At 69.1% G+C, this 24,006-nt stretch carries 24 protein-coding genes, 1 tRNA gene and 1 pseudogene; 18 read left to right on the top strand and 8 right to left on the bottom strand.

Translation table 11 applies throughout. The features are described 5' to 3' along the window. Positions 1-2: 2 nt before the first annotated feature. The gene (locus tag DFQ13_RS19370; RefSeq protein ID WP_110080792.1) at positions 3-1,745 is read right to left on the bottom strand and encodes a phosphatidylglycerol lysyltransferase domain-containing protein; all 1,743 of its coding nucleotides are present in this window, start codon (positions 1,743-1,745) and stop codon (positions 3-5) included. 93 nt (positions 1,746-1,838) lie between these two features. On the opposite strand from DFQ13_RS19370, the gene DFQ13_RS19365 reads away from it, so the two are divergent. Further along, on the top strand, positions 1,839-2,597 hold the full coding sequence (locus DFQ13_RS19365; protein WP_110080791.1) for a CoA transferase subunit A: 759 nt from the start codon (positions 1,839-1,841) through the stop codon (positions 2,595-2,597). A gap of 1 nt (position 2,598) precedes the next feature. Further along, positions 2,599-3,240 (top strand): 3-oxoacid CoA-transferase subunit B, encoded by a 642-nt coding sequence (locus tag DFQ13_RS19360; protein ID WP_035282036.1) that lies wholly within the window; start codon positions 2,599-2,601, stop codon positions 3,238-3,240. A gap of 21 nt (positions 3,241-3,261) precedes the next feature. Here DFQ13_RS19360 and DFQ13_RS19355 read toward each other — a convergent pair whose 3' ends face one another. Both DFQ13_RS19355 and DFQ13_RS19350 read right to left on the bottom strand, forming a co-directional pair. Continuing rightward, entirely contained in the window at positions 3,262-4,029 is a 768-nt protein-coding gene (locus DFQ13_RS19355; protein ID WP_052021106.1) for an ESX secretion-associated protein EspG, read from the bottom strand. Continuing rightward, positions 4,029-4,691: a dienelactone hydrolase family protein gene (locus DFQ13_RS19350; RefSeq protein WP_035282097.1), complete on the bottom strand. Its 663-nt coding sequence runs from the start codon at positions 4,689-4,691 to the stop codon at positions 4,029-4,031. The genes DFQ13_RS19355 and DFQ13_RS19350 overlap by 1 nt, the downstream gene beginning before the upstream one ends. A 185-nt stretch (positions 4,692-4,876) precedes the next feature. Here DFQ13_RS19350 and hisC point away from each other — a divergent pair, with 185 nt between their 5' ends. Next, positions 4,877-5,947: a histidinol-phosphate transaminase gene (gene hisC / locus DFQ13_RS19345; RefSeq protein WP_110080790.1), complete on the top strand. Its 1,071-nt coding sequence runs from the start codon at positions 4,877-4,879 to the stop codon at positions 5,945-5,947. 220 nt (positions 5,948-6,167) lie between these two features. On the opposite strand, the gene DFQ13_RS19340 is transcribed toward hisC, so the two are convergent. Both DFQ13_RS19340 and DFQ13_RS19335 read right to left on the bottom strand, forming a co-directional pair. Further along, positions 6,168-6,926, bottom strand: a complete 759-nt coding sequence (locus DFQ13_RS19340; RefSeq protein WP_110080789.1) for a sulfite exporter TauE/SafE family protein — start codon at positions 6,924-6,926, stop codon at positions 6,168-6,170. A 48-nt stretch (positions 6,927-6,974) separates the two neighbouring features. Next, complete coding sequence (locus DFQ13_RS19335; RefSeq protein ID WP_233438482.1) at positions 6,975-7,694, bottom strand: GntR family transcriptional regulator; 720 nt, start codon at positions 7,692-7,694, stop codon at positions 6,975-6,977. 119 nt (positions 7,695-7,813) lie between these two features. Between DFQ13_RS19335 and DFQ13_RS19330 the strand changes: the two genes are divergently transcribed. Then, positions 7,814-9,052 carry an MFS transporter gene (locus DFQ13_RS19330; protein ID WP_110080787.1) on the top strand — a complete coding sequence of 413 codons (1,239 nt, stop codon included), beginning with the start codon at positions 7,814-7,816 and terminating at the stop codon, positions 9,050-9,052. 158 nt (positions 9,053-9,210) lie between these two features. Further along, the gene (locus tag DFQ13_RS19325; protein ID WP_110080786.1) at positions 9,211-9,708 is read left to right on the top strand and encodes a hypothetical protein; all 498 of its coding nucleotides are present in this window, start codon (positions 9,211-9,213) and stop codon (positions 9,706-9,708) included. Between the two features lie 76 nt (positions 9,709-9,784). Here the strand turns inward: DFQ13_RS19325 and DFQ13_RS19320 are convergent, their stop codons facing one another. After that, positions 9,785-10,324 carry a GNAT family N-acetyltransferase gene (locus tag DFQ13_RS19320; RefSeq protein ID WP_110080785.1) on the bottom strand — a complete coding sequence of 180 codons (540 nt, stop codon included), beginning with the start codon at positions 10,322-10,324 and terminating at the stop codon, positions 9,785-9,787. Between the two features lie 173 nt (positions 10,325-10,497). Here DFQ13_RS19320 and DFQ13_RS19315 point away from each other — a divergent pair, with 173 nt between their 5' ends. From DFQ13_RS19315 to DFQ13_RS19300, 4 genes are all read left to right on the top strand, one after another. Then, positions 10,498-11,235, top strand: a complete 738-nt coding sequence (locus tag DFQ13_RS19315; protein ID WP_035282028.1) for a hypothetical protein — start codon at positions 10,498-10,500, stop codon at positions 11,233-11,235. After that, positions 11,232-12,290 (top strand): helix-turn-helix domain-containing protein, encoded by a 1,059-nt coding sequence (locus tag DFQ13_RS19310; RefSeq protein WP_110080784.1) that lies wholly within the window; start codon positions 11,232-11,234, stop codon positions 12,288-12,290. The genes DFQ13_RS19315 and DFQ13_RS19310 overlap by 4 nt, the downstream gene beginning before the upstream one ends. A gap of 208 nt (positions 12,291-12,498) precedes the next feature. Beyond that, positions 12,499-13,437 carry an extracellular catalytic domain type 1 short-chain-length polyhydroxyalkanoate depolymerase gene (locus DFQ13_RS19305; protein ID WP_110080783.1) on the top strand — a complete coding sequence of 313 codons (939 nt, stop codon included), beginning with the start codon at positions 12,499-12,501 and terminating at the stop codon, positions 13,435-13,437. A 647-nt stretch (positions 13,438-14,084) separates the two neighbouring features. Further along, complete coding sequence (locus DFQ13_RS19300) at positions 14,085-14,351, top strand: hypothetical protein (RefSeq protein WP_035282024.1); 267 nt, start codon at positions 14,085-14,087, stop codon at positions 14,349-14,351. A gap of 89 nt (positions 14,352-14,440) precedes the next feature. On the opposite strand, the gene DFQ13_RS33950 is transcribed toward DFQ13_RS19300, so the two are convergent. Beyond that, positions 14,441-14,602: transfer RNA gene (locus DFQ13_RS33950), tRNA-Ser, on the bottom strand. Between the two features lie 395 nt (positions 14,603-14,997). Here DFQ13_RS33950 and DFQ13_RS33190 point away from each other — a divergent pair. Both DFQ13_RS33190 and DFQ13_RS19295 read left to right on the top strand, forming a co-directional pair. Continuing rightward, positions 14,998-16,068: a hypothetical protein gene (locus DFQ13_RS33190; protein WP_146241277.1), complete on the top strand. Its 1,071-nt coding sequence runs from the start codon at positions 14,998-15,000 to the stop codon at positions 16,066-16,068. A 321-nt stretch (positions 16,069-16,389) separates the two neighbouring features. Further along, complete coding sequence (locus DFQ13_RS19295) at positions 16,390-17,082, top strand: HAD hydrolase-like protein (RefSeq protein WP_233438491.1); 693 nt, start codon at positions 16,390-16,392, stop codon at positions 17,080-17,082. On the opposite strand, the gene DFQ13_RS19290 is transcribed toward DFQ13_RS19295, so the two are convergent. Further along, on the bottom strand, positions 17,073-17,939 hold the full coding sequence (locus tag DFQ13_RS19290) for a hypothetical protein (protein ID WP_110080781.1): 867 nt from the start codon (positions 17,937-17,939) through the stop codon (positions 17,073-17,075). The two genes, DFQ13_RS19295 and DFQ13_RS19290, sit on opposite strands and share 10 nt — an antisense overlap. 174 nt (positions 17,940-18,113) lie before the next feature. On the opposite strand from DFQ13_RS19290, the gene DFQ13_RS19285 reads away from it, so the two are divergent. The 7 genes and pseudogenes from DFQ13_RS19285 to DFQ13_RS35105 form a co-directional block, all read left to right on the top strand. After that, positions 18,114-18,572 (top strand): hypothetical protein, encoded by a 459-nt coding sequence (locus DFQ13_RS19285; RefSeq protein WP_110080780.1) that lies wholly within the window; start codon positions 18,114-18,116, stop codon positions 18,570-18,572. A gap of 370 nt (positions 18,573-18,942) precedes the next feature. Then, complete coding sequence (locus tag DFQ13_RS19275) at positions 18,943-19,227, top strand: AMED_5909 family protein (RefSeq protein WP_110080778.1); 285 nt, start codon at positions 18,943-18,945, stop codon at positions 19,225-19,227. Next, positions 19,220-20,011, top strand: coding sequence for a Scr1 family TA system antitoxin-like transcriptional regulator (locus DFQ13_RS19270; RefSeq protein ID WP_146241276.1), 792 nt, complete (start codon positions 19,220-19,222; stop codon positions 20,009-20,011). Before DFQ13_RS19275 ends, DFQ13_RS19270 begins: the two co-directional genes overlap by 8 nt. A 236-nt stretch (positions 20,012-20,247) precedes the next feature. Beyond that, complete coding sequence (locus tag DFQ13_RS19265; RefSeq protein WP_110080776.1) at positions 20,248-21,717, top strand: FtsK/SpoIIIE domain-containing protein; 1,470 nt, start codon at positions 20,248-20,250, stop codon at positions 21,715-21,717. Further along, a complete protein-coding gene (locus DFQ13_RS19260) occupies positions 21,714-23,342 on the top strand; it encodes a replication initiator (protein ID WP_110080775.1) in 1,629 nt (542 codons plus the stop codon). The genes DFQ13_RS19265 and DFQ13_RS19260 overlap by 4 nt, the downstream gene beginning before the upstream one ends. A gap of 20 nt (positions 23,343-23,362) precedes the next feature. Next, on the top strand, positions 23,363-23,542 hold the full coding sequence (locus tag DFQ13_RS19255; protein WP_035282017.1) for a helix-turn-helix domain-containing protein: 180 nt from the start codon (positions 23,363-23,365) through the stop codon (positions 23,540-23,542). Continuing rightward, a pseudogene (locus DFQ13_RS35105) lies at positions 23,542-23,907 on the top strand (tyrosine-type recombinase/integrase); the annotation flags it as partial. The gene DFQ13_RS19255 and the pseudogene DFQ13_RS35105, both read left to right, overlap by 1 nt. Between the last annotated feature and the right edge of the window lie 99 nt (positions 23,908-24,006).

Here is a 24,006-nt window from a genome sequence, read left to right as displayed (position 1 = left end):
TCTTAACGGTTCAGGGCGCGCAAAAGCGCAGGTGGGCGGCCTCCGAAGCCCTCGGCCTCCATGGCGGCCAGTGCAACGCGGGGGAGGTCGCGGACGGCGGGGAAGACGAGGAAGCGGGGGGCCCAGTCGGGGGAGAACTTGGCGTTGAACTTGTAGAGGGTCTCGATCTGCCACCAGCGGGAGCCGAGTTTGAGGGCGCGGGCCCAGAGGCGGGCCACCGGGCCCGCGCCGATGCGGCCGCCGCGTTCGAGGGCGGCTCGGAAGACGGCGAAGTTGAGGGAGACGCGGTCGATGCCCAGGGCTCGGCAGGAGGTGAGCAGGTCGGTGATCATCAGTTCGTTGAGGCCGTTGTCGCCGACTGACCGGTCTCGGCGCATGAGGTCGAGGGAGAGGCCGTCGGGGCCCCAGGGGACGAATTGGAGGAGGCCTGTGACCTCGCCCTGCCGGGTGGCGGTGACCAGGACGCAGTCGGGGTCTTCCTGGTCGCAGACGCGGGAGAGGGCCATGGAGAAGCCGCGTTCGGTTTCGGTGCCGCGCCACTTCTCCGCCAGGGTGGCCAGGGCTTCGCGCTCGTCTTCGGGGATGTCGGCGCTGCGGCGGACGGTGACCTCGTAGCCCGCGCGCTTGAGCTTGGCGACCGCCTGGCGGACGCCGCGCATGGCTCGGCCGTCGAGGCTGAAGGTGGGGACGTCGACGATGGCCTCGTCGCCGAGTTCGATGGCGTCGAGGTCGTAGCGGGTCCAGACCGTGGCCCCTCTTTCGGAGCAGCCGATGGCGGCGGGGGTCCAGGCGTGGGCGCGGCACTCGGCGAGGAAGCGCTCGATGGCGCCGGGCCAGGCCTCGATGTCGCCGAGCGGGTCGCCGGAGGCGAGGGCCACGCCCGCGAGGACCCGGAAGGGGACCGCCGACTTGCCGGTGGGGGAGAACACGACGGACTTGTCGCGGCGCAGGGCGAAGTAGCCGAGGGAGTCGTCGCGGCCGCGCTTGGCCAGCAGGGCGCGCAGGGCGGTCTCGTCGTCGGGGGCGAGGCCGGGTTTGGGTTCGGCGGAGCGCAGCAGGTAGTAGGCGCCGAGCAGGACCGCGCCGACGCCGAAGACCAGGCCGGTGGCGGCGGTGAGGTCGTCCAGCCAGGCCACCGGGTGGACCGGGCCGCTGACGCCGATGAGCGCGAGCAGCGAGTGCACCCCCGTGTCGGTCAGGTCGGCGTCGCCGGTGAGGCGGGCGGGGGCGCCGCGCAGCATGACGAAGACCGCCAGGAACCCGGCGACGAGCAGTTCCACGGCGACGCGGACGGCCCGCCACTTGCCGTAGACCGGGTCGACGCCCGCGGTGAAGTGCTTGCGGGTGGCGAGCAGGGCGACGCACAGGCCGAGCGCGGTGACCCCGGAGCCGATGCCGTGGCGCCAGGCCAGGTGGGCCACGGCGATGGCCGCGGTGACCACCACGGCCACCTGCCAGGCCCGCCGCTTGCGCCTGCGCAGGGCGTTCGCCAGCAGCCACAGCAGCACACCGCTGGCCAGCACCACGGTCCCGGCGGCGATGCCCGCCCCCTCGGGCAGGTCGAGCCAGCGGCCCACGGCGGCGCGCAGCGGCCTGCGGCCACCGGCGGGCAGGAGCACCGACAGCACGGCCAGCAGCCCCACCAACCGGGCCGACCACGTCAGCAGCCGCACCGTCGTCTCACCGCTGGGCAGCCACCGGCGGCCGCTCGCCTCGTCAACCACGGCAACAGTGTCCACGCCCATGCCGGGCCCCGGTCCTGTGGCTTCGGCGAACACTCCGCGGGCCGGGCCGCCGCATTAGAGTCGCGCTTGCCACACCCAGAAGGAGGGGCACACATGGACAAAGTGGTCCACAGCGCGGCCGAGGCGGTCGAGGACGTCGCGCACAACGCGACGCTCGCCGTCGGCGGGTTCGGGCTCTGCGGCATTCCCAGCGTGCTGATCGGGGCGCTGCTGGCGAAGGGCGTGACCGGTCTGTCGGTCGTGTCGAACAACTGCGGCGTCGACGACTGGGGGCTGGGGCTGCTGCTGCGGGAGCGGCGGATCGCCCGGATGACCAGTTCCTACGTCGGCGAGAACAAGGAGTTCGCCCGGCAGTACCTGGCCGGTGAGCTGGAGGTGGAGCTGACCCCGCAGGGGACGCTGGCGGAGCGGCTGCGGGCGGGCGGGTCGGGCATCCCGGCGTTCTACACCCGCACCGGGGTCGGCACCCAGGTCGCCGACGGCGGGGTGCCGTGGCGCTACGCCGCGGACGGCACCGTGGCCGTGTCCTCCCCCGCCAAGGAGGTGCGCGCGTTCGGCGGCGTGGACCACGTGCTGGAGGAGGCCATCACCTGCGACTTCGGCCTGGTGCGGGCTTGGAAGGGCGACCGGCACGGGAACCTGGTGTTCCGCGACTCGGCGCGCAACTTCAACCCGCTGTGCGCCATGGCGGGCCGGGTGGGCATCGCCGAGGTGGAGGAGCTGGTGGACCCCGGCGAGATCGCCCCGGACGACGTGCACCTGCCCGGAATCTTCGTGCAGCGGGTGCTGGCGCTGACGCGAGAGCAGGCCGCCGACAAGCGCATTGAGCGCCGGACCACGAGGGGGGCCTGAGATGGCGCTGACCAGGGAAGAGATGGCCGCGCGGGCGGCCGCGGAGCTGTCCGACGGCTCCTACGTCAACCTCGGCATCGGCCTGCCGACGCTGGTGCCGAACTACGTGCCCGACGACGTCGAGATCGTGCTCCAGTCGGAGAACGGCATCCTCGGCGTCGGCGCCTACCCGGTGGCCGGGACCGAGGAACCGGACCTGATCAACGCGGGCAAGGAGACGGTCACCGTCCGCCGGGGCGCCTCGTTCTTCGACTCGGCGCTGTCGTTCGGCATGATCCGCGGCGGCAAGGTCGACGCCGCGATCCTGGGGGCCATGCAGGTGTCGCGGGCCGGGGACATCGCGAACTGGATGATCCCGGGCAAGATGGTCAAGGGCATGGGCGGGGCGATGGACCTGGTGCACGGCGCCAAGCGGGTCATCGTGCTGATGGAGCACACCGCCCGCGACGGCTCGTTCAAGGTCGTCGACGAGTGCTCGCTGCCGCTGACCGGCCTGCGGGTGGCGCAGCGGATCATCACCGACCTGGCGGTGATCGACGTGACCCCCGACGGCCTGGTGCTGCGCGAGTGCGCGCCGGGGGTGGCGGTCGACGAGGTCGTGGCGAAGACCGAGCCGGAACTCCGGGTCGAACTGGCGGTGTGAGGCCGCGGCGGCGTCCGGGGATCAGGCCCGGACGCCGTCGACCAGGTCGCGGATGCGGCCCGCCAGGCGCTGGGGGTCGACCGGGCCGATGGTCAGCCAGTCCGAGCCGTCCGGCTGCGGCGAGGTCAGCACCAGGTACCGGCCCGCCGAGGTGTCGAACCAGTTGAGCACCGGCGTGCGGGTGCGCCTGCCCACGCGGTCGACCGCGTTCGCCGCGACCTGGCCGCCGCCGGAGCGGGCGCTCTCCACCAGGGTGGTGACCGTGCGCAGGTCGCGGCCGCTCACCCCGCCGCGGTTGAGGGCGTGCTCCAGGTTGGCGAAGCCACCGGCGGCGTAGGCGTCGATCGCATCGTGGAAGACCCGCTTGGGCAGGGTGACCGGGTTGCCGGGGCCCGCGGGGACCTCCGGCAGCATCCCGGCGACCTCCGCCACGACCCCGCCGGGGCCCGCCGCGCCGACCCGGACCTCACCGCCCGCCTGGACCGCCAGCGCCGACCGGCTGCCCTGGCCGACGCCGAGCACCCGCAGCGGCACCCCCACCGACAGCAGGCCGTCGAGGCTGAAGTCGTTGCGCGCCAGCAGGACCAGGTGGTCCTCCAGCTCGCGGTCGAGTTCGCGGCCGTCGTGCAGGTTCTTCGCGGTGAGGCTGCCGATCACGCCGATCCGCAGTTCCTCACGCTCGGCGGTGGTGGTGCCGAAGCTGGGCACGTCGATCGGGTACGGGCGTTCGCCGAGGCCCAGGGCCTCCCAGGTGAGGTCGAACTCGACCTCGGTGAGGGTCGCCACCATCAGCGCAGGTGCGCGTCGAACCAGTTCAGGGCGCGCTGCCACGCCTCGTACGTGGAGTGGAAGGCGAACCGGACCACGTCCGTGGCGACCGGGGCCGTGCCCGCGGCGTCGCGCAGCTTCTCGACCTGTTCGGCGGTGATGTCGTCGCCCTCCTCGCGGTAGAGCCCCAGCCACGGGCAGCGCAGCTCGCCCGCGACCTCGACGAGCGCGGGCAGCCCGTCGGAGAGCGGCTCGAGGATACCGCCGCCCGCAACCGTGACGGCGGCGCCGACGTCGCGCCGGGCGGCCACCACCAGGGCGGCCGCGCCGCCGAGTTCGAAGCCGATGACGCCGGTCCGGTCGGTGGTGACGCCGTGCCCGGTCAGCCAGGAGAAGGCGCCGTCGGCGGCGGCCAGGACCGAGTCGCCGGACAGGGCGCTGAGGGAGTCGCGGGCGGTGTCGTGGTCGAGTTCGTGGTCGTCGCCGTCGTGCAGGTGCGGTACCGCGACCAGCCACCCCTCGGCGGCCAGCCCGGCCACCATGCCGCGCACCGCGTCGGTCACCCCGCGCGCCTCGGGCAGCACGACCAGACCGCCGCGCACCACCCCGTCGGGCTCGGCGCAGGTCAACCGCAGGGCGCGGTCGTCGGCGAGCCGGATTTCCTCTGTGCGGGTCTGGGCCATGACACACCCAACCACGGCGGGGTGAACGCCCGTCAACGTGATCGGCCGCTCACCCGGACGCGTGATCACCCGTCGGTGGGTTCGTCCGCTCCGCACAATTTTCGCCCACGGCGGACGGCCGGTGCTGCCGTACGCGCGCAGAGCGGGATAGGTTGCCGCTGCAGCCGACTCGACGAGGAGCCCCGATGACCGTGCGAACCCGCGCCGACCTTGCCTCGATCCCGGGGTACGTGCCGGGGCGCAGCGTGCCCGGGGCGGTCAAGCTGGCCAGCAACGAGGTGTCCCTGGGCCCGCTGCCCAGCGTCGTCGCCGCCATCGCCAAGGCCGCCGGGCAGGTCAACCGCTACCCCGACAGCGGGGCGGCGGAGCTGGTGGCGGCCCTGTCGGCCCGGCTCGACGTCCCCGGGTCGCACGTCTCGGTCGGCTGCGGCTCGGTCACCCTGTGCCAGCAGCTCATCCAGGCCACCTGCACGGCCGAGGACGAGGTCGTGTTCCCGTGGCGCTCGTTCGAGGCGTACCCGATCATCACCCAGGTGGTGGGCGCCCAGCAGGTCCGCGTCCCGCTGACCCCCGACCACGCTCTGGACGTCGACGCGATGGTCGCGGCGATCACCCCGCGCACCCGCCTCGTCTTCGTCTGCACCCCGAACAACCCCACCGGCACCGCCCTCACCGCGGCGGAGCTGGACCGCTTCATCGCCGCGGCCCCCGCCGACGCCCTCGTGGTGATCGACGAGGCCTACCGCGAGTTCGTCGACGACGAGTCCGTCCCGGACGGCGTGGAGCTGGCCAAGGCCGCGTGGGCGGCGGGCCGGGACAACGTGGCGGTCCTGCGCACCTTCTCCAAGGCGTACGGCCTGGCGGGCCTGCGCGTCGGCTACCTGGTGGCCCCGCCCGCGGTGATCGAGGTGGTCCGCAAGGTGTTCGTCCCCTTCGGCGTGAACGCCTTGGCCCAGGCGGCGGCCCTGGCGTCGCTGCGCGCCGAGGACGAACTGCTGGCCCGCTGCCGCGACATCGTCGCCGAGCGCACCCGGGTCCGCACCGAACTCCTGGCCCTGGGCTACGACGTCCCCCCGACCCAGGCCAACTTCGTCTGGCTCCCGCTGGCCGACCGCACCCAGGCCTTCAACGAGCACTGCATGGAGCACAAGATCGTCGTCCGCGCCTTCCCCGGCGACGGCGCCCGGGTCACCATCAGCACCCCGGAGGAGAACGACCAGTTCCTGGAAGCCGCCCGCACCTTCCCCCGGACCTGACCGCCCAGGCCCCACCCGAACCGAAGTCGATCTCGCTCGCGCGCAATCCCCACCAAACCATCCCCCACCGCTCCCTGGGGGGCGGCCCCGAGGCCATTCTACCGCCGCAGGGGCCGCGCGAGGCCGATGTGGATCTTGCCTGTGGACAACCCCGAACCCGGACGGGTGAAGGGAAGGGCAGCGGTGGGGTGAAGAACAGCGGCAGATGGAGGACCGCGGGTCAGCCTAGGATGATCTTGGCGATGGCGGCGAGGCCGACCACCACGATGATCCCGCGCAGCAGCGTCGGCGACAGCCTGCGGCCCACCTTCGCCCCGATGAAACCGCCCACCGTGGAGCCGACGGCGATCAGGAGCACCGGCAGCCACGCCACGTCGGCCACCACGACGAAGATGATCCCGGAGACCGCGTTCACCAGTGCGGCCAGCACGTTCTTCACCGCGTTGAGCCGTTGCAGGGACTCGGTCATCAGGATGCCCATGAGCCCCAGCAGGATGATCCCCTGCGCGGCGCCGAAGTAGCCGCCGTACACACCGGTCAGGAACACGCCGAACCACAGCAGCGGGCCGCCGTGGGCGGGGGCGGTGGTGGTTCGGCGGGCGGCCAGGGCCCGGGACAGGCGCGGTTGCAGGACCACCAGGACCAGGGCGACGACGATCAGGGCCGGGACGATCCCCTCGAACGCGGCCGCGGGCAGCTTGAGCAGCAGGACCGCGCCCAGCACACCGCCGAGGAGCGAGGCGGCGCCGAACCGGAGCAGGCGGTCCCCCTGGTCGGCCAGTTCGGCGCGGTAGCCGATGGCGCCGGTGATCGATCCGGGGATGAGCCCGAGGGTGTTCGACACGTTCGCGACGATCGGCGGGTAGCCGACGGCGAGCAGGACCGGGAAGGTCACCAGCGTCCCGGAGCCGACCACGACGTTGATCCCGCCCGCGAAGACGCCCGCGAGCAGGACGAGCACTGACTCCCAGAACGTCATCGGTGACATCCCATCATCCGCACGGGGGAACCCTAGGCCGGGGCGCGCTCAGGCACCCGGTTTGGAGGTGGGGATCTCACCGCGCTCCCGGGTGGCGAACGCCGCGAGCATCTCCGCCTCGGAGGCGCGCAGATAGGCGGTGAGGAGGTCCTGGGCTGCGGTCACCTCGCCCGCGACCAGGCGGTCGACGATCTCGCGGTTGCGGCGCAGGTAGTCCTCGTGGAAGGCGCGCGGGTCGCCCATCTCGTGGAAGGCGAGGCGGAGTTCGGCGGCGACCTGGCGCATCAGCTCGTCGATGCGGGGGCTGCCGGACAGGGCGGCGATGGCCTGGTGGAAGCGGATGTTGGCGGTGCCGACGTCGATCCAGCGGCCTTCCCCGGCCGCGGCTTCGCCGTGCTCGACGGCGGCCAGCATGCGGGCGGTGCCCGCGGCGTCGGCCAAGGGCAGGGCGGCGCACTCGACCACGCGGCGGACCAGGAACAGGTCGACGACGTCCGCGGTGGCCAGGGTGCGGACGAAGACGCCGCGGTTGAGCTTGTGCTCGAGGAGCTTCTCGTGGGTGAGCAGGCGGAACGCTTCGCGGAGGGTGTTGCGGGAGACCTCCAGGGGCGCCGTGAACACCTCCTCGGAGACGCGGGTCCCCGGGCGCAGCGCGCCTTCCATGATCAGGTCCCGGAGCGCGGCGGCGGCGATCTCCGCAGCGCTGCTGCGTTCCCACCGCCGGTCCCTGACCAGTTCTCCCAGCCGTTCGACGATGTCCGCCGCCACCACCGCCTCCACGCCCTCGTGAGTGGTCCATCCAGGTTAAACCCGAATGTGCCCCATTGTCAGATCGTAGAACAATCCAACAGACTGGCTCGACCAACCGAGCGTGAACGAGGTGGGTCATGAGCACAACCAGCACGCGCGAACGGATGGCCTGGTACCGGGAACTCCCGGCCAAGGGTCGTCGCGCCTTCACCGGCGCCTTCCTGGGCTACGGCCTCGACTCCTACGACTACCAGGTGCTGCCGCTGGCCCTGCCCGCCATCACGGTGGCCTTCGGGCTCAGCACGTTCCAGGGTGGGCTGCTCAGCACGGCCACGCTGGTGTTCTCCGCGCTCGGAGGGGTGATCGCGGGGGTCCTGGCCGACCGGATCGGCCGGGTCCGCACGCTGACGCTCACGGTGCTGACCTTCGCCGTGTTCACGATGCTGTGCGGGCTCGCGCCGAACTACGAACTGCTCCTGATCTTCCGCTCCCTGCAGGGGATCGGGTTCGGCGGCGAGTGGGCGACCGGCGCGATCCTCATCGCCGAGTACACCTCCGCGCGCCACCGCGGCCGGGTGGCGTCGGTGGTGCAGAGTTCCTGGGCGGTGGGCTGGGGCCTGGCGGTGCTCGTGCAGACCGCCCTGTTCAGCTTCCTCGACGAGGACGTCGCCTGGCGGGTGCTCTTCCTGACCGGCGCGCTGCCCGCCCTGCTCGTGTTCTACCTGCGCCGCGGCACGGAGGACGCGCCGATCCACACGGAATCCACCCGGGCCCGCGGTTCCCTCCGCGACCTCTTCCGCGGCGACCTGTTGCGCACCACCGTGTTCATGTCGCTGGTGACGACCGGTGTCCAGGGCGGCTACTACACCCTCGCGACCTGGCTCCCCACGTTCCTGAGCAAGCAGCGCGGTCTCACCGTCGTCGGCACGGGTGGCTACCTGGCGTTCCTCATCTCCGGGGCGTTCATCGGTTACCTGTGCGGCGGTTGGTTCAACGACCGGCTGGGGCGCAAGCCGACGATCCGGCTGTTCGCCGTCACCAACGCCGTCCTGATCCTCCTGTACACGCAGCTCCCGCCGAGCGCGAACACCTGGGTGATGTACCTGGGTTTCCCGCTCGGCTTCGGCTACTCGGCGATCTTCAGCGGGTTCGGCGCCTACCTGGCCGAGCTGTACCCGGGCCCGGTGCGCGGGATCGGCCCCGGTTTCACCTACAACCTCGGCCGCGGCGTCGGCGGGCTGCTCCCGGCGGTCATCGGGTACATCGCGGGCCCGCTCGGCATCGGCGCGGCGATGGGGTACGCCGCGCTCGGTTACGTGCTGGCGTTCTTCGCCCTGTTCGGCCTGCCCGAGACGCGGGGGCGGGAACTGTCCTGACAGGAGCGTCCAGCTCGGGTTCCGGGGCGGGGAGGTCCTGGGGCCCGGCCTGGGGGAACAGCGCAGGCGGTCCGGCCGGGCCGCCTGCGCTGCCCCGTTTCGTCACGATCGGGTCCCGGCCGGTAACCAACCCGGGCCGGATTCGGATAGGAACACACGTGCGCAAGATCCGTTCCCTGCCGACCTGGCCCCTGGTGGCCGTGGCCCTCTCCGTGGCCGCGACCGGCGGCCTCCTCAGCCAGCGACCGGACTCGGAGACCGCGGCCACGGCACCCAACTCCGCCCCGGCGCCCGCCACCACCACTCCCAGCACCTCGACGTCCACGGTGACCTCGGTCAGGACGGTGACCGTTCCGGCCCGCCCGACGACCCGCACCACGGCGAGGACCACCGAACCGCGGCCCGCCACCCGCACGACCGCCGAGACCACCACGACCTCCGTTCCGCCGCCCGTGCCGACCACCGCGCCGCCGCCGACGACCGCGACCACCAGCCGCCCCCGGCTGTGCGACCCGGCGTACCCGACGCTGTGCCTGTCCATCGCCGCACCGCGCCTGGACTGCGCCGACGTCCCCGACCGCGACTTCCCGGTCCGCCGCCCCGACCGGCACCGCTTCGACCCGGACCGCGACGGCATCGGCTGCGAATCCGCCTGACCGACGCGGTGGCGACCGGTCGGGCAGGCGCTGCCGAACCCGCGCGCCGGGGCCGCGCTGCTCGAATCGTTCGGGCTCACCCCGCGGGTTCGGTGTCCACAGGCCGCGGTGGCCGCTCGCCCGCGTCGGCCACCCAGAAGCGGAACCGCGTGCCCGCGACCGCCGCATCGGGTGGGTACCGGTCGGTTTCGGCGACCGGCCCCACGGCGACCGCGCCGATGACGGAGCGCCACAGGGCCGCGGCCGGTCGGTTGTTGTGGTCGACCGACAGCGTCCACAACCCGGGGCGCCGGGCGAACAGGCGCCGGGCGGATTCCCGCGCCACGCCCCGGCGGCGGTGGCCGCGGGCGACGAAGAACTCGGCGACGTTCCACGACCCGTCGTCGTCGACGTCCCCCCGGGTCAGCGCGAAGCCTGCCAGTCGGCCGTCGACGGTGATGAAGTCGGCTTCCCGGCCCGCCTCGGTGAAGTAGGGGTCGAGGTAGCGGTAGGTGAACGTGCCGTGCCGGGTCAGGGCGAGGTCGCGGATCTCGGAGAAGTCGTACTGGTAGAACTGGACCAGGTTGGCCAGCACGGACTTGTCCGCCTCGTCGACGGTGACCAGTTCGATGTCCACGGGAGGCAGTGTTCCCGGGCACCACCGACCACGCGAACGCTTTGCGGGAGGCCCCCTCCCGCTCGAACCCTGCGAGTCGGGCGCCTGTCGCCCTGCCACCCGATGCGGTGATCCGCCGACACACCGGGTTAAGTTTCGCGCGCCGAATACTGCGATCGGTAGTATTCCGAACCATGAGCGAGCAGGACGCGGCACTGGCCGCGCTGGGCCGGGCCGGGGTCGTCGAAGCGATCGGTTGGGCGTGGTCGGCGGCGGCGCGGCGAACCGCGCTGGACTACGACCCGACCACCGGCCACGACCAGGTGTGGTTGGGGCTGACCGCGCACAAGCTGTTCTGCAACCGGCTCGACCGGGTCTTCCACTGCGGCGACTTCTCCGTGGCGCCGGACGAGGAGCGGGTCGGGCGCGACGTGCTCGGCGCCGGGCTGCTCTCCGGTGAGCTGGACACCATGCCGTCGCTGCGGCCGGGGCTGGTGGAGCGGGCCGACGACCACAGCTCGCCGGGCTGGCGGTTCGACCGGTGGAGCTGGCTGATCACCTCGTTCCCGTTCGAGGGCGTCGACCGGATCTCCTGGCAGTCCAAGACCCCCACCAAGCAGCGCGCGGCCGGGCGGCGCCCGTCGGCCGACCAGATCTCGCTGTTCTCGCTGACCGAGGACGACATCGACGACTCGGTGCTGTTCGTCGCGCACGCCATCAACTCCGACGCGACCTCCTCGGAGGTCCACCTGGGCAGGCCGCACACCACCGAGGGCGGCGGCAGGCCGTGGACCTGGCGGGTGCGGCTGGAGCCCGCGCCGCTCGAACCCGGCAGCGGTATGGTTCGGCCGGTCGTCGGCACCCGAGCGGTACCGCAGGGGGTGTCCGACGCCGAGGTCCAGCTCAAGCGGGTCGCGGGAACAGGGGAATGACGAGCGGGAACCTTGCCGATGTCGCCGCGTTGTTCGACGGGTCACGGCTGACGATGGGCAGGCGGCTGGCCGGGTTGCGCAAGAACGCGCTCGCCGCCGCCGTCGAGCTGACCCCGGCGGCGATCAGCTTCTACGAGTCCGGCGGCAAGAAGCCCTCGGCCGCCACGGTGGCCAAGCTGGCCATGGCGCTGAGCGTCAGCCCGTCCTTCTTCCTGCCCGACGGCAGCCCGCACACCCCGGCGACGGCGCACTTCCGCTCGCTGCGCTCCACCACCCAGCTCGCCCGCGACCAGGCCGAGGCGTACGTGCAGGTCGTGGCCGAGGTCAGCCGGGTGCTGGAGCGCCACGTCGACTTCCCCCCGGTCCGCCTCCCGGTCCGCCCGGTCGGCGCGGACTGCGCCGACGACACCCCCGAACGCGCCGCCGCCGAGCTGCGCGCCGAGTGGGGCCTGCCGGAGGGCCCCATCCCGCACACCGTGCGCGCGGCGGAGAACAACGGCGTCCTGGTCGTGTTCACCCCACCGCAGTCCGCCTCGGTCGACGCCTACTCGGTCTCCCGCGCGGACCGCCCCCTGGTCCTGCTCAACCCGGCCAAGGACGACTACTACCGCCAGCGCTTCGACGTCGCCCACGAACTCGGCCACCTGGTCATGCACACCGACGAGGAACCGGGCAACAACATCGTCGAGAACCAGGCCAACCGCTTCGCCGCCGAGTTCCTGATGCCCCGCGCCCAGATCGCCGACCTCCTCCCCACCCGCGCCGACTGGCCCCGCCTCGCCAAGCTCAAGGAAACCTGGGGCGTCAGCCTCCAAGCGCTCCTCTACCGCGCCCGCCAACTCGGCACCATGCGCGACGTCACCTACCGCAACGCGATGACGACCATCTCCACCCGGGGCTGGCGCAGGCGCGAGCCGGGCACGGTGCTGTCGGTGGAGCAGCCCTCCCTGCTGCCCCGCGCCGTCGAACTCCTCCCCCCCGACCTGCTGGCGGCGGAGTCGCGAATCCCCCACCACCTGTTGGACGTCGTCACCTCCAGAACACCGGTCGGCTAGCCGAGGCCGCACCGGGTGGCGAGGTCACCCGAGGCGCGCGGGACAGGTGGGAGTTCCGCTGCGGCAGAAGGGATTCCGGCCGGGCGGACGACTGACATGCGCCGCGACCACACAAAGCCCGAACCGAATGTGGAGCGCGCCACCATGGGCCGCCCCCGCACCCGCACCTACCGTCGAGCGATCGGTACCACGACGGAAGGTGGTCGGAATGCGGTCAGTGTCGATCGTGCTCACCCTGCTGGCAGGCTTGCTCGTGGGGACGACACCCGCCCGCGCAGCGGCGGCGATCAGCCAGGTCACGGGTTTCGGGACCAACCCGGGCGCCCTCAAGATGTACCGCTACCAACCCGACGACCTCCCCGCCGGGCGGCCGGTGGTGGTCGCGATGCACGGCTGCACCCAGACGGCCGCTGCCTACGGGACCGGCACGGGCTGGGTCCACCTGGCGGACCGGTGGAAGTTCACCGTGGTGCTGCCGGAACAGCAGCAGGCCAACAACCTCAACCGGTGCTTCAACTGGTTCCAGCCCACCGACACCACCCGCGGCCGGGGCGAAGCGGAGTCCATCGCCCAGATGGTCCGCCGCGCCAAGGCGGACGGCGCGGGCACGGCGTACGCCACCGGCCTGTCCGGCGGCGGCGCGATGACCTCGGTGGTGCTGGCCACCTACCCGGACCTGTTCGCGGGCGGCGGCATCGTCGCAGGCCTGCCATTCGGCTGCGCCACCTCGGTGGTCGACGCGTTCTCCTGCATGAACCCGGGCAAGGACCTCACCCCGGCCCAGTGGGCGGCCAAGGTATCGGGGCACCCGGGCCCGTGGCCGACGGTCAGCGTGTGGCACGGCACGGCGGACCACACGGTGGCACCGCTGAACCAGCAGGAAATCGTGGATCAGTGGACCGCCCTGCACGGCATCCCGCCCACCCCGTCGTTCACCGACGCGGTCGGCGGGTTCCCGCACGCGGGCTACCGCGACACCAGCGGGCGGACGGTGGTCGAAACGCACACCATCACCGGCATGGGTCACGGCCAACCGGTCGACCCGGGCACGGGAACCGGCCAGTGCGGAACGGCGGGCGCCTACATCCTCGACGTGAACGTGTGTGCGGCGTACCGGATGGGCCTGTCCTGGGGCCTCGACACCTGATCCACGCGGTGCAGCTCGTCGAATCGGTCGTGGCCTGATCGGATCGGGCACGGCGGTCGGGTTCGCCGAGGCCCTGCCCGCCAAGGCGCTGGCCGACCCGGTCGGCTGCGCCCGGGCCTCCAACAGCTCCGGTGACACCACCACCTGCACGACGGGCGTCCCCGGCGGGCAAATCCTCACCGGAACCGCGAACAACGACCTGGTCACCATGACCGGTGGGCACGGTGAACACCCTCGGCGGCACCGGAACCGTCCTCGGCGACATCGACAACGACGTCCTCAAGGCCATCGGCGCCCTCGGGCGGCACCGAAGGGGTGCCAGGCATCCTCACCAGCGGCCTCGTCACCCCTCCGTCGCACTCCACCCAGGCTGCGGCACGTACCACGGGCGGCACAGTGCGTGCCACGACAAGTGGGGCAGCTCCCGCGCCCCATGCGGCACTCCACTCCGATGGGCCAGAACCATGACTGTCCGTGAGTGTCCCGGAATGATTTTTCACCTCTGTGCCTCAGCAGTGACACCGGCGGGCTCTGTTAGGTTCGAGTCGGGGAAATACATCGAACACCATTTGTCAAACCCGGTGTCCGATGCCCCGGAACAACAATTCGCATCATCTGGGGAGCAAAGCGCAATGACAACGACAAGAATGGCGAAGAAGGCCGTCTCGGTGACCATCGCCGCACTCGCGATGTTCGGCGTCGCAGGCGGAACCGCCTACGCGGCAACCGAAACAGGCGACACGCGGGCGACCGGCGAGATGTCCGCCCTGGCGACGTGGGTCTCCCACGGGACCTACCACGTCTACGAGTGCAACAACCTTGTTGCCTTCTACGAACAGCAGGGGATCTCGGCGAAGTGCGAGTGGCACCCGCCGTTGGCAACGGATGCTCGCGAGTTGTTCGTCTGGGAGTGAACAAAACCTTGACCGGGTGATCCGGCCTCAACCCGACGGGACGCCGTCACCCGATGTCACGGGCGACGGCGTTCCCATCGGTCAGGGAGCGGAGGCGGAGGGATTTGAACCCCCGGACGGTTGCCCGTCTTCCGCTTTCAAGGCGCCGCTTTGGTGGTTTTGCGGGTCCACAGTAGTCCGTTCCCGCAGGTCAACCGGATGAGACCGTCCGAGCAAGTTCGAGCCCGTTGCTACACCGGCTGCTACACCTCACGAGCACCGCCCCCGTAGTGCGTTCCGCGCCTACGGGGGCTTTGCGCTACGCCGAGTATGGCGCGGAATGTGCTGCGGGCTCGCCGGGGTCCAGGGGCAGCGGTGCCCCTGGTACCGAGCAGCTCGCGTGGACGAGAGCCCGACGCAGACAGCCTCGGTCTTGTCGGACTCTCGGCGTACTCTGCACGGACCCTCGTGCTGTCTGGGCGGTGTGGCGCACCCGGCGAGCATGAGGGTCGTGCCGCGCGCCCGCGCGGCCGTGAGCGAAGCGGGAGGCCGCGCCGTGGCGCGATGGATGGGGACAGCGGTGCCAAGCCGAGCAGGCCCACGGCGCCGCGCCGCGCAGGCGGCGCGGCCTTGATTCTACAGAGCCAATTTCCACAAAGGATCGGTCATGTTGGTAGTTAGCGGAGAATCGCGTAAGTTGATCGACTCCACCCTAGAGATGATCGACTCCACAACTCGGAAAATATATCTAAATGCTCGACGGAGTCCAACCAGTACGGGACTGGATGCGAAAACAGTTAATTCATTGGTGGGTTTTACTACTCTTATTAGAGATTTTCTACGCTTTATCGAAGACTTCAACACGCCGATAGATTTTCCACCACTGATTCAAATGCCCGAAGCGCAGCAGGCCGCCTACGTAAATAATTTAAGTTCGCTTTCCGATGCATGTTTCGAAATTCGCACGACGGTCTCATTACTCGACGATCCGAATAATTTGAATCACTCCAAGATCCAGCAACGAGTTACAGAATCGATACTTCACAGCACTGAATCCGCACAATCTATCATTACTTCGATTATTGACTTATTTGAATTGACATTGCTAACGTCGATCGACACGCTAACCAACGTCCAGTTTGACTCTTTAACGGAGAAGATTGAGCGTTTTGTTGGTAGATCTTTTACTGCGGCAACTTTGTCCAATCTGGCAAAGAAAAACGAGGAAGCAAATCAACTATTAGAGAGTACCCGCTCCGCCGCCGGCGAGACCGGTGGCATAGGAATCGCCGGGCATTTCGAAAAGCTAGCAGATCGGGAACGACAAACGGCCAATCGACTTCGCAATTCTTCCGTATCGGTTTTAGCAGTTGTTGGAGCTCTAGCAGGCGTTGCCGTTCTCTTAGGATACTCACCATCCAGCATTCAGACTTCTTTGCTACATATCGCTTCTTTTATACCTTTCGGAGTGCTGAGCGCCTACCTGGGTCGAGAATCCTCTAAGCATCGACAAGAAGCAGCCTGGGCAGACGAGTATCAGGCGCAACTCTTAACATTTGACGCTTTCGTAGGCCCACTTGAATCCGAGGACAAGAGCAGTTTAAGAAGAGATTTCGGCAATAGGGTATTCGTCGACCCACGGCCCCGAGAAGCTGCGACAGAAGGTCCTAGCACGCTTAACGAAATGATTGCAATACTGGAAAAACTTAAGGAGATCGGATCAGAGAAAAAAGCTTAATATCAACAGGAGGAGCCGGATCGCCGGGGGGCAAAAATATCCGTGTCTCCAGCCGTCGTATACGGACCGGCGGGCAGATCGCTCAAAAATCGCTTGGTCTTTCTGAATATGAGAACAAAGGCAATGTTTCCCGTGTAGAGAGAAGGACGGTCAGCAGTCCAGTCGAAGAATATGGATTCGAGCGCTTCGCAGACGCGAGCTTCCTAGAAACTTAGGACTGGGCACAGGTGAGGTCGTGTCGGGCCGAGCGTGTGCGTAAGCCAAACTTAGGGCATGACTGCCGATCGAGCTAGCTTGCCTGATCCGTTCCCTACAGCGTTGGTGCTGTGGGACGTCGACCACACGTTGATCGAGAACGGTGGGGTCAGCAAGGACGCCTACGCCTTGGCGTTCAAGCTCATCGCTGGGCGTGCTCCCGAGGTTCAGCCTGTCACGCATGGGCGGACAGACTTCTTGATCATGCGAGCGTTGTTGGAGGCGAACGGCATCGACACGGGTGGGTTCGAGACGATCGAGAGCTTCCGGCCGTTCCTGGTTAGTGCGATGAAAGAGGTGGGGCCGGGGTTGCCAAGTCGCGGGTACGTGTTGCCGGGGGTGGTGGAGGCACTGAGGGTCTTGGACGGTGTGGAGGCGGTCACCCAGTCGGCGCTGACCGGGAACGTGGTGGAGAACGCTCGGGCGAAGTTGGACCCGTTTGACCTGACTCGGTGGTTGGACATGGAGGTGGGCGGGTTCGGGTCCGATGCGGAGATCAGGTCGGATCTAGTGCGGGTGGCGCAAGACAAGGCTTCGGCGAAGTACGGGCGGGAATACGATGCTGAGTCGACCATCCTGATCGGGGACACGCCGTTGGACGTCAAGGCTGCGCAGGATGGTGGGGCGAAGGTCATCGCCGTTGCCACGGGTGTGCATGATCTGGACGAGCTGCGGGCGGCCGGGCCTGACGCTGCTCTACAAGACCTCTCGAACCTCGACCTGTTTCTGTCGACATTGGTAGAGGTGCGTCAACGTTGAGAAGGTGCGTACTCGTATGCCTCGTCGATCCAGACCCGTTCGAGGCTTTTCATGTATGTCTCGAAGAGATCGGAACCTGATGAGCGGCGTAGGTGGAGGATCGGGGCGATATAGCCGTAGGTGCCGTAGATGTGTTGATTGACGAGCATTTGGTTGTCGTAGCGGAAGATCGAGTTGTAGAGCGATGTGCCGTGGACCTTGAACTGGACGCCGTCGAGGCCGATGAGGGGCCGATAGTAGGCATGAGCCATTTGGACTCGACCGATGAGGGATTCATAAAGGCGTTCTTCTTCGCCCCGGAGTTTTATGGCGTCGTGAGTGGGGTCGCCGAGTAGGAGACGAATGATGACGCCTTCATTGGCTTTGGCGCGAAGGAGGTCGATGGCGTCGGGGTTGTCCTCGGGCAGGAAGAGGCTGGCGTTGGCGAACAGGTCGACGCTGTGGTGGACGCCTTCAAGCAGAGTGAGCCATAGGTCCTTGGGCACGTCGGCGCGGTGGGCGTAGAGGCCAACGAAGTCCGCAGGGACGTTGGTGCCGTTCGCGGCTTGCCGGGGAGCAGTCTCGGGGGGCTTGTTGGCGTCGGGCGTGTACTCCAAGACTCCGGCATGGGGAGCGAACAGTTGCTCTGCTGTCCAGTTGGGGAACATCGCTTCGAGGACGCGGCAGTGGTCACTGTAGGGAAGGCCCAAGAGTTCACCGGACAGCCATCGGTAGTACTGGGCTTTGCTCGGGTGACTGCCAATTAGATCCTTGTCCAGGCGCTTTGCCACCTTGTCGTACTCCTTGCAAAAGGCGGCGTGGCCGTGCAAATGGCGTTTCTTGAGCAGCGCCTTGAGGGCTATGTCCTGGTCCGCCATGTCTCTCCCCTGCGGTCGTCCACCAGCACCGTAGCACAAGACGAGACTTGACGAGACAAACTGAGACGCCGTGAGTTGAGACAGGACTACGAGGTCCTGTGACGGGACGGTCACCTGGCCGAATCTGGTATCAGCGGCCGAGACTGCGGTCGCCTGGTTCAGGGAGATTCGATCATGGCGATTCCCAGGGGGCACAGGTTCCCCATCGAGTTCGGAGAGGCGTTCCCGCAAGGTCTGGTGCTCATGGGTGAGGTTGCGCCGGACACCGAGTACCAGTCACGGGAGGACCGCTCAGCGGGGCGGCCGGTGCGGCAGAAGGTGGACGAGCTGACGGGCAAGCGGCAGTGGAAGGCGACCGTGACCGACCCATCGGAGGTCAACGCCAAGAGGGCCTCCTTCGACCTGGTGTTGCTCGCCGATGTTCAGCCGGTGCCGACCACGGCGGAGGTGCTACCCGGGTTCCGGCCGGTGGAGCTGGACGGGTTGACCGCTGAGCCCCGGGTGGCGGGGAACGGAGAGTTCAAGTACCAGGCGTACGTGTTCCGGGCGGCGGGCTTCCGCGCTGCGGGCTCTGGCTCCGGTGCGGGTGTGCGGTCGTCTCGGGGTTCGGGCGAGTCGGAGAAGGCGGCGTGATCGTGGTGACTTCCGAGCCTGCCGGGGGCGGGGCCGACTTCGTCTCGCCGCTGCCCGATCCCAGTGCCGTGGAGTGTGTTCCGGTTGAGGTGCTGACCCGGTGGGAGCACGCGTACCGGCAATACGGGCACGCCTCCGAAGCTGTCTCGGCGGCTCCCCCGGGGGACCCGGAAGCGGCCCGGATGATGGCCGAGACCTCGGCGGAAGTGGCGGCGGCGTGGCAGGAGATCGCCGAGTACTGCACGGGCACATGGTGGTCGTTGGCTGCGGTGGAGGCCGCAGGGCAGGCGTTTACCGCACAGGCGTCGGACTGGGCGGCTCGGGTGTCGCAGATCCGGGCGTCGCGGTCTCGGAGGGTTCGGGGGCCACGGTGACACGGCGGGCGAAGTCCGCGCAGACGGCGGAGTCCATTCGGACGTTGCAGCAGGCACACGCGTACTTGGGGCCTCGGCGGCCGGTGGAGTCGGCTCCGGCTCTGGAGCGGGTGGCGTTCTTCCGGGAGTCGGCGCGGATCTACGCGGCGGTGGCCGAGATCGACAGGTTCCACCACCACGAGGCGTTGTACTGGGCCACCCGGGAACGGGAACACGCTCAAGCGGCGCAGGCGCAGTTGGACCGGGGTCGGGGGGTGGTCCCGAGTGCTCGTCATGCGTGAGAGCGAGAGCGCCGCAGTGCCGTTGTCGTTCGTGTCGGTGGCGCGGTTGGCGTTGGCGTCGGTGGTGCGTGATGAGGCGACCCGGTTCGGGTACACGTGTCGGTCGTTGGCGGAGTTGACCGGGATGTCCTCGGCCACGGTCAACCGGTGCATGATGGGCAAACGCGACATCTCCGAATACGAGCTGGGGGCGTTCGGGGCCGCCTTCGGATGGGGCGGGGAGACCCGGGAACGGGTGCGCCGGTTGTGGGTCACCAGCGTCACCGGGGCCGGGGAAGTCCACCACCGGGATGAGGTGTTGGCCTGCCTGCATGGGATGACCCGGGAATCGGTGGTGGTGGCGCCGTGGGTGCTGCCCCCGAGGCTGCGCACCTCCGGCTACCACTGTCTGCTCACCGGGCAACCCGCCAGGCCGGAGCATCAACGGCCGTGGGAGGCGGGGCAGCACACCACCGTGTACCTGACCCGGCAGGCGGTCACCATGCCTTCGGCGCTTCCCGGGCATCAGCGGGCGGAGCAGTTCGCCTACCTCGTCGGGCTCGCCGGGAATGAGCAGGTGCACCTGCGGTTCCTACCGGGTCAGGTCGTCGGCGTGCACGGGCTGGAACCGTTCGAGGTGGTACGGCTGCGCAACACCACCCGCTACGTCCGCCTCGACCACCACGGGGTGACCACCCTGCTGGACAACCCCGGTGACGTTCGCACCTACCGGAAGGTTCTGGACCACCTCGACTCGGTGGCCGCACCGGCGCACCAGTGGCGAACCTGGCTGCGAGAGAACTGACCCCCGCACGTCCACATCAGACAGACATGCCCGCGCCCTGGCGGTGCGGCGATGATGCACGCCTCTTGTTGGGGCACAAACTAAAGGGCACAGAAGCGGGATGGTTTGGCGGCCTCCGCTTCTGTGCCTGTCCACTCGCAGGAGCAGACAATGACAACCCTAGAAGATCACCAGACCCGGTCAACCCCCAAGACCCGTCCGCACGCTGAAACGGCTCGTCTTTTCGGGGGTGGACGATGACTCGGCGTGACAAGTGGGTCGATCCCGCACCGTTGGAGGTCGCCCGGCCTCGGCTGCCGTGGTGGACCCTGCTGCCCCGCACGGCCAAACTGGTGCTTACCCCGGTCGCCCTGGTGCTCATCGCCGGTTGGGTACTGGCCAAGGCGGTGCGGGTGAGCTGGTACTACCCGGTCACGGTCGCTTTGAGCCTGGTCGGGGTATGGATGTATTCGGTCGGCGGGTGGGTGCTCGGCGGCCTGGTCCTCATTGCCGGTGTGGGTTCGGCGGTGTGGTGGTGGCGAGACTCCGACGGTTTCCACACGCGTGTCTGGTGGGTGCGGACCGAGGTTCGGCGGGCGTCGGTGTACGCGGTGCAGTGGCGGACGGTCATGCGGTTGACCTCGCTGGACGGGAAGGCGCGGGGGCGGGAGTACCTGCCGAGGCTGCGGCGGACCCGGTCGGACTGGTGGCGCGACACCGTGCACGTCCGGATGGTCAAGGGGCAGGCTCCGGAGCAGTGGGAGACCCGCGCGTCGGGGTTGGCGCACGCCTTCGACGCCCAGTCCTGCCGTGTCCGGGTCACCCGGCCCGGGTCGCTGGCGCTGGACCTGGTGCGCGCTGATCCGCTGGCGGCCGTGCTGCGGGTTCCGGCGTTGGTGGAGGAAGCCGCGGTGGACCTGCGGCGGGTGACCATCGGGCGCACCGAGACCGGTAAGCCGTGGCGGCTCAAGCTCCTGGGTGGACAACACCTGGTCGTTGGGGTGCAGGGAGCGGGCAAGGGGTCGGTGCTGTGGTCGACCCTGTGGGGAATCGCCCCGCTTCTCCGCGCCGGGGGTGTGCGGCTGGTGGGGATCGACCCCAAGGGCGGGATGGAGCTGGGGCAGGCACCGGAGCTGTTCGACCGGTTGGTGTTCGACAACGGCCCTGACGCGGTGGAGGTGCTGGAAGGGCTCGCTGGGGACGTGCGGGAGCGGGCGGGGCGGTATCGGGGTGTGCGGCGGTGGTGGTCGCCGGACAGTGGGGAGCCGTTCACGCTGCTGGTGGTCGACGAGTTGGCGGACCTGATCGCTTATCAGCCGGATCGGAAGTTGCGGGAGCGGGCGCAGGGGGCGTTGCAGACCCTCACCTCGCAGGGGCGGGCGCCTGGGTTCGGGGTCCTCGGGCTGGTCCAGGACCCGCGCAAGGAGATTGTGCCGTTTCGGAACCTGTTCACCACTCGCACCGCTCTGCGGCTGGATGAGGCGGTACAGGTCGACATGGTCTTGGGGGACGGTGTCCGGGCGCGGGGTGCGAACGCGCACGAGATCAGCGAGCACACGCCGGGGGTGGCGTGGGTCAAGGAGGACGGGCGCCGTGAACCTGTGCGGGCTCGGGCGTTCTACCCGACGGACGGCGATCTGGTGGAGCTGCGGCACTTCGTGACCGGGACGTCGGCCGCGATTGTGCCGTTCCCCGATCGGGAGGTCAGGGGCGGTGAGGCGGCGTGAGTGAGCACGAGCAGGACGCGACCGTGGTCAAGCTACGTGGGCCTTTGGCGGCGGACGTCATCACTGCGGCGGCCGAGCAGCACGGGGTGTGCGTGCGACCGTTCACAATGGAGATCACCGACTCCGTTTCCGGGGCTGTGCGGTACGTGGGTGTCCCTTGTGGCTCCACTGTGGAGTCCGTGTGTGCGCCTTGTGCGAAGAAGGCCAAGGCGTTGCGGATGGTCCAGTGCAGGGAGGGGTGGCACCTCGACGCCGAACCGGTCGATCAGCGGGGCAAGCCGACCGCCGATCAGCGGGCCGTGGTCGAGTACCGCGCCGACCTGGTCGCCGCTTACCGGGACTCGGTCGAAGCGGGGGAAGCCGGGCACGCGGACGAGCTGCGGGACGAGATCCGGGTGGTCGATGACGAGCTGCACGCGATGGGGGTGCGCGGCAGGCTGCCCAACCCGGACGACCCGGGCAAGCGGGCTCCAAAGCGATCGACCAGGCGGCGGCAGGACGCGCCGGACCTGCCTCGGCTCAAGGTCGCTCGGCGCACGGTCGGCCGCGAGTACGCCGGGGGCTACCGGCCGTCGATGTTCGTCACCCTGACCTGCGATTCCTACGGGCCGGTCCGTGGGGACGGGTCTCCGGTCAACCCCGGCACCTATGACTACCGGCGGGCTGCGCGGGATGCCGTGCACTTCGCTTCCCTGGTTGATCGGTGGTGGCAGAACCTCCGACGTGCTGTCGGCTGGGATGTGCAGTACTTCGCCACGGTCGAGCCGCAGAAGCGGACCGCTCCGCACCTGCACGCGGCGCTGCGGGGGTCGATCCCGCACGAGGTGGTCCGCCAGGTCACGGCGGCGACGTACTTGCAGGTGTGGTGGCCGCCGCACGACGAACCGGTGTACGGGGGTTACCGGCTGCCGGTGTGGGACCACGACGGCAGGGGATTTGTCGACCCGGACACGCGCACAGCCCTGCTCACCTGGGCGGATGCGGTGGACCAGGTGGACGCGCCCGCTCATGTGGCGACCTTCGGCAGGCAGGTGCACTCCAAGGGCATCCTGGGTGGCTCGGAAGAGGCCGGGCGGCACATCGGGTACCTGACGAAGTACCTCACCAAGTCGACCGGAGAGGTCGTCGAGGCCACCACTGACGCTCAGCAGGCCCACCACAACCGGCTGCACGCGGAGTTGGAGCGCACCCCGTGTTCGCCCCGGTGCGCGGTCTGGCTGCTCTACGGAATCCAACCGGTCGGTGCCTCGTCCAAGACCACCCCGGGGCACTGCCGGGGGCGGGCTCACCGGCGCAGCACCCTGGGGCTTCCCGGGCGGCGGGTGCTGGTGTCTCGGAAGTGGTCCGGCAAGACCCTCGCCGAGCACAAGGCCGACCGGAGGACCTTCGTCCACCAGATGCTTGCGGCGGTCGGCATCACCAAGCCGCAGGAAGACACCTCGCGCCTCGTCTGGCGCAAGCTCGCCCCCGGCGACCAAAACGCTCCACCGCGCACGCACCTGCTCATGCACGCGATTTCCGAACGCATCACCTGGCGGGCCGAGTACGAACGCGCCTTGCTCGCCGCTCAACCGCCACCCGGCGACGGTGGCCCCAATCTTTCGGCAACTCAGCAGGCAGCTTGATCAATAAGGGGGACGGGGAGATGGACAGGAAGCTGTACCGGGTCGAAGAGGTCGCCCGGATCATGCAAATCGGGAGGTCGAAGGTGTTCGACCTGATGCGGACGGGGGAGTTGGCGTCGGTGAAGATCGGCGGTAGTCGGCGGGTGCCCGCGCGGGCGATCGACAGCTATCTGGACCGGCTGATGGATGAGGCGGCCTGATGGCGCGACGGCAGCGGTCGAATGGGGAGGGGTCTGTCTACCAGCGGGCGGACGGGCTGTGGATCGGCGCGGCCTTCGTGCTGACGACCTCCGGACATCGCAGGCGGGTCGTGGTGTCGGCGACGACTTCTGAATTGGCGTGGGAACGCCTTCGGAAGAAGATCGCATCGTCCGATGCAGGGATTCCGGTCGCTGCGGAGAATTGGACGGTCGGGGAATTCCTGCGGTACTGGTTGTCGACTGTTGACGGAGAACTTCAGCCCCGGACTGTGGAGGGCTACCGGGTGGTGGTCAACCGGCACCTGATTCCGAACCTCGGGTCGAAGAAGTTGGATCGGCTTTCCGCGTCGGACGTACGGACGTTCATGACGAAGCTGCGGAATCGCTGCCGGTGTTGCGCGGACAACCTCGACGGGAAGCGGCCGAAGAGTCAGCGGAAGTGCTGTTCAATCGGGAAGTGCTGT

The sequence above is a fragment of the Actinokineospora spheciospongiae genome, assembly GCF_003182415.1.
Lineage (GTDB): Bacteria > Actinomycetota > Actinomycetes > Mycobacteriales > Pseudonocardiaceae > Actinokineospora > Actinokineospora spheciospongiae.
The sequence above is the reverse complement of the archived record's forward strand: the minus strand, read 5'-3'. Positions and strand labels throughout refer to the sequence as shown.

What these genes read in the sequence shown, in the direction of transcription:
- DFQ13_RS19370 (WP_110080792.1), bottom strand. Translation starts at nt 1,745, where the DNA reads ATGGGCGTGGACACTGTTGCCGTGGTTGACGAGGCGAGCGGCCGCCGG.
- DFQ13_RS19365 (WP_110080791.1), top strand. Translation starts at nt 1,839, where the DNA reads ATGGACAAAGTGGTCCACAGCGCGGCCGAGGCGGTCGAGGACGTCGCG.
- DFQ13_RS19360 (WP_035282036.1), top strand. Translation starts at nt 2,599, where the DNA reads ATGGCGCTGACCAGGGAAGAGATGGCCGCGCGGGCGGCCGCGGAGCTG.
- DFQ13_RS19355 (WP_052021106.1), bottom strand. Translation starts at nt 4,029, where the DNA reads ATGGTGGCGACCCTCACCGAGGTCGAGTTCGACCTCACCTGGGAGGCC.
- DFQ13_RS19350 (WP_035282097.1), bottom strand. Translation starts at nt 4,691, where the DNA reads ATGGCCCAGACCCGCACAGAGGAAATCCGGCTCGCCGACGACCGCGCC.
- hisC (WP_110080790.1), top strand. Translation starts at nt 4,877, where the DNA reads ATGACCGTGCGAACCCGCGCCGACCTTGCCTCGATCCCGGGGTACGTG.
- DFQ13_RS19340 (WP_110080789.1), bottom strand. Translation starts at nt 6,926, where the DNA reads ATGACGTTCTGGGAGTCAGTGCTCGTCCTGCTCGCGGGCGTCTTCGCG.
- DFQ13_RS19330 (WP_110080787.1), top strand. Translation starts at nt 7,814, where the DNA reads ATGAGCACAACCAGCACGCGCGAACGGATGGCCTGGTACCGGGAACTC.
- DFQ13_RS19315 (WP_035282028.1), top strand. Translation starts at nt 10,498, where the DNA reads ATGAGCGAGCAGGACGCGGCACTGGCCGCGCTGGGCCGGGCCGGGGTC.
- DFQ13_RS19310 (WP_110080784.1), top strand. Translation starts at nt 11,232, where the DNA reads ATGACGAGCGGGAACCTTGCCGATGTCGCCGCGTTGTTCGACGGGTCA.
- DFQ13_RS19305 (WP_110080783.1), top strand. Translation starts at nt 12,499, where the DNA reads ATGCGGTCAGTGTCGATCGTGCTCACCCTGCTGGCAGGCTTGCTCGTG.
- DFQ13_RS19300 (WP_035282024.1), top strand. Translation starts at nt 14,085, where the DNA reads ATGGCGAAGAAGGCCGTCTCGGTGACCATCGCCGCACTCGCGATGTTC.
- DFQ13_RS33190 (WP_146241277.1), top strand. Translation starts at nt 14,998, where the DNA reads ATGTTGGTAGTTAGCGGAGAATCGCGTAAGTTGATCGACTCCACCCTA.
- DFQ13_RS19290 (WP_110080781.1), bottom strand. Translation starts at nt 17,939, where the DNA reads ATGGCGGACCAGGACATAGCCCTCAAGGCGCTGCTCAAGAAACGCCAT.
- DFQ13_RS19285 (WP_110080780.1), top strand. Translation starts at nt 18,114, where the DNA reads ATGGCGATTCCCAGGGGGCACAGGTTCCCCATCGAGTTCGGAGAGGCG.
- DFQ13_RS19270 (WP_146241276.1), top strand. Translation starts at nt 19,220, where the DNA reads ATGCGTGAGAGCGAGAGCGCCGCAGTGCCGTTGTCGTTCGTGTCGGTG.
- DFQ13_RS19265 (WP_110080776.1), top strand. Translation starts at nt 20,248, where the DNA reads ATGACTCGGCGTGACAAGTGGGTCGATCCCGCACCGTTGGAGGTCGCC.
- DFQ13_RS19255 (WP_035282017.1), top strand. Translation starts at nt 23,363, where the DNA reads ATGGACAGGAAGCTGTACCGGGTCGAAGAGGTCGCCCGGATCATGCAA.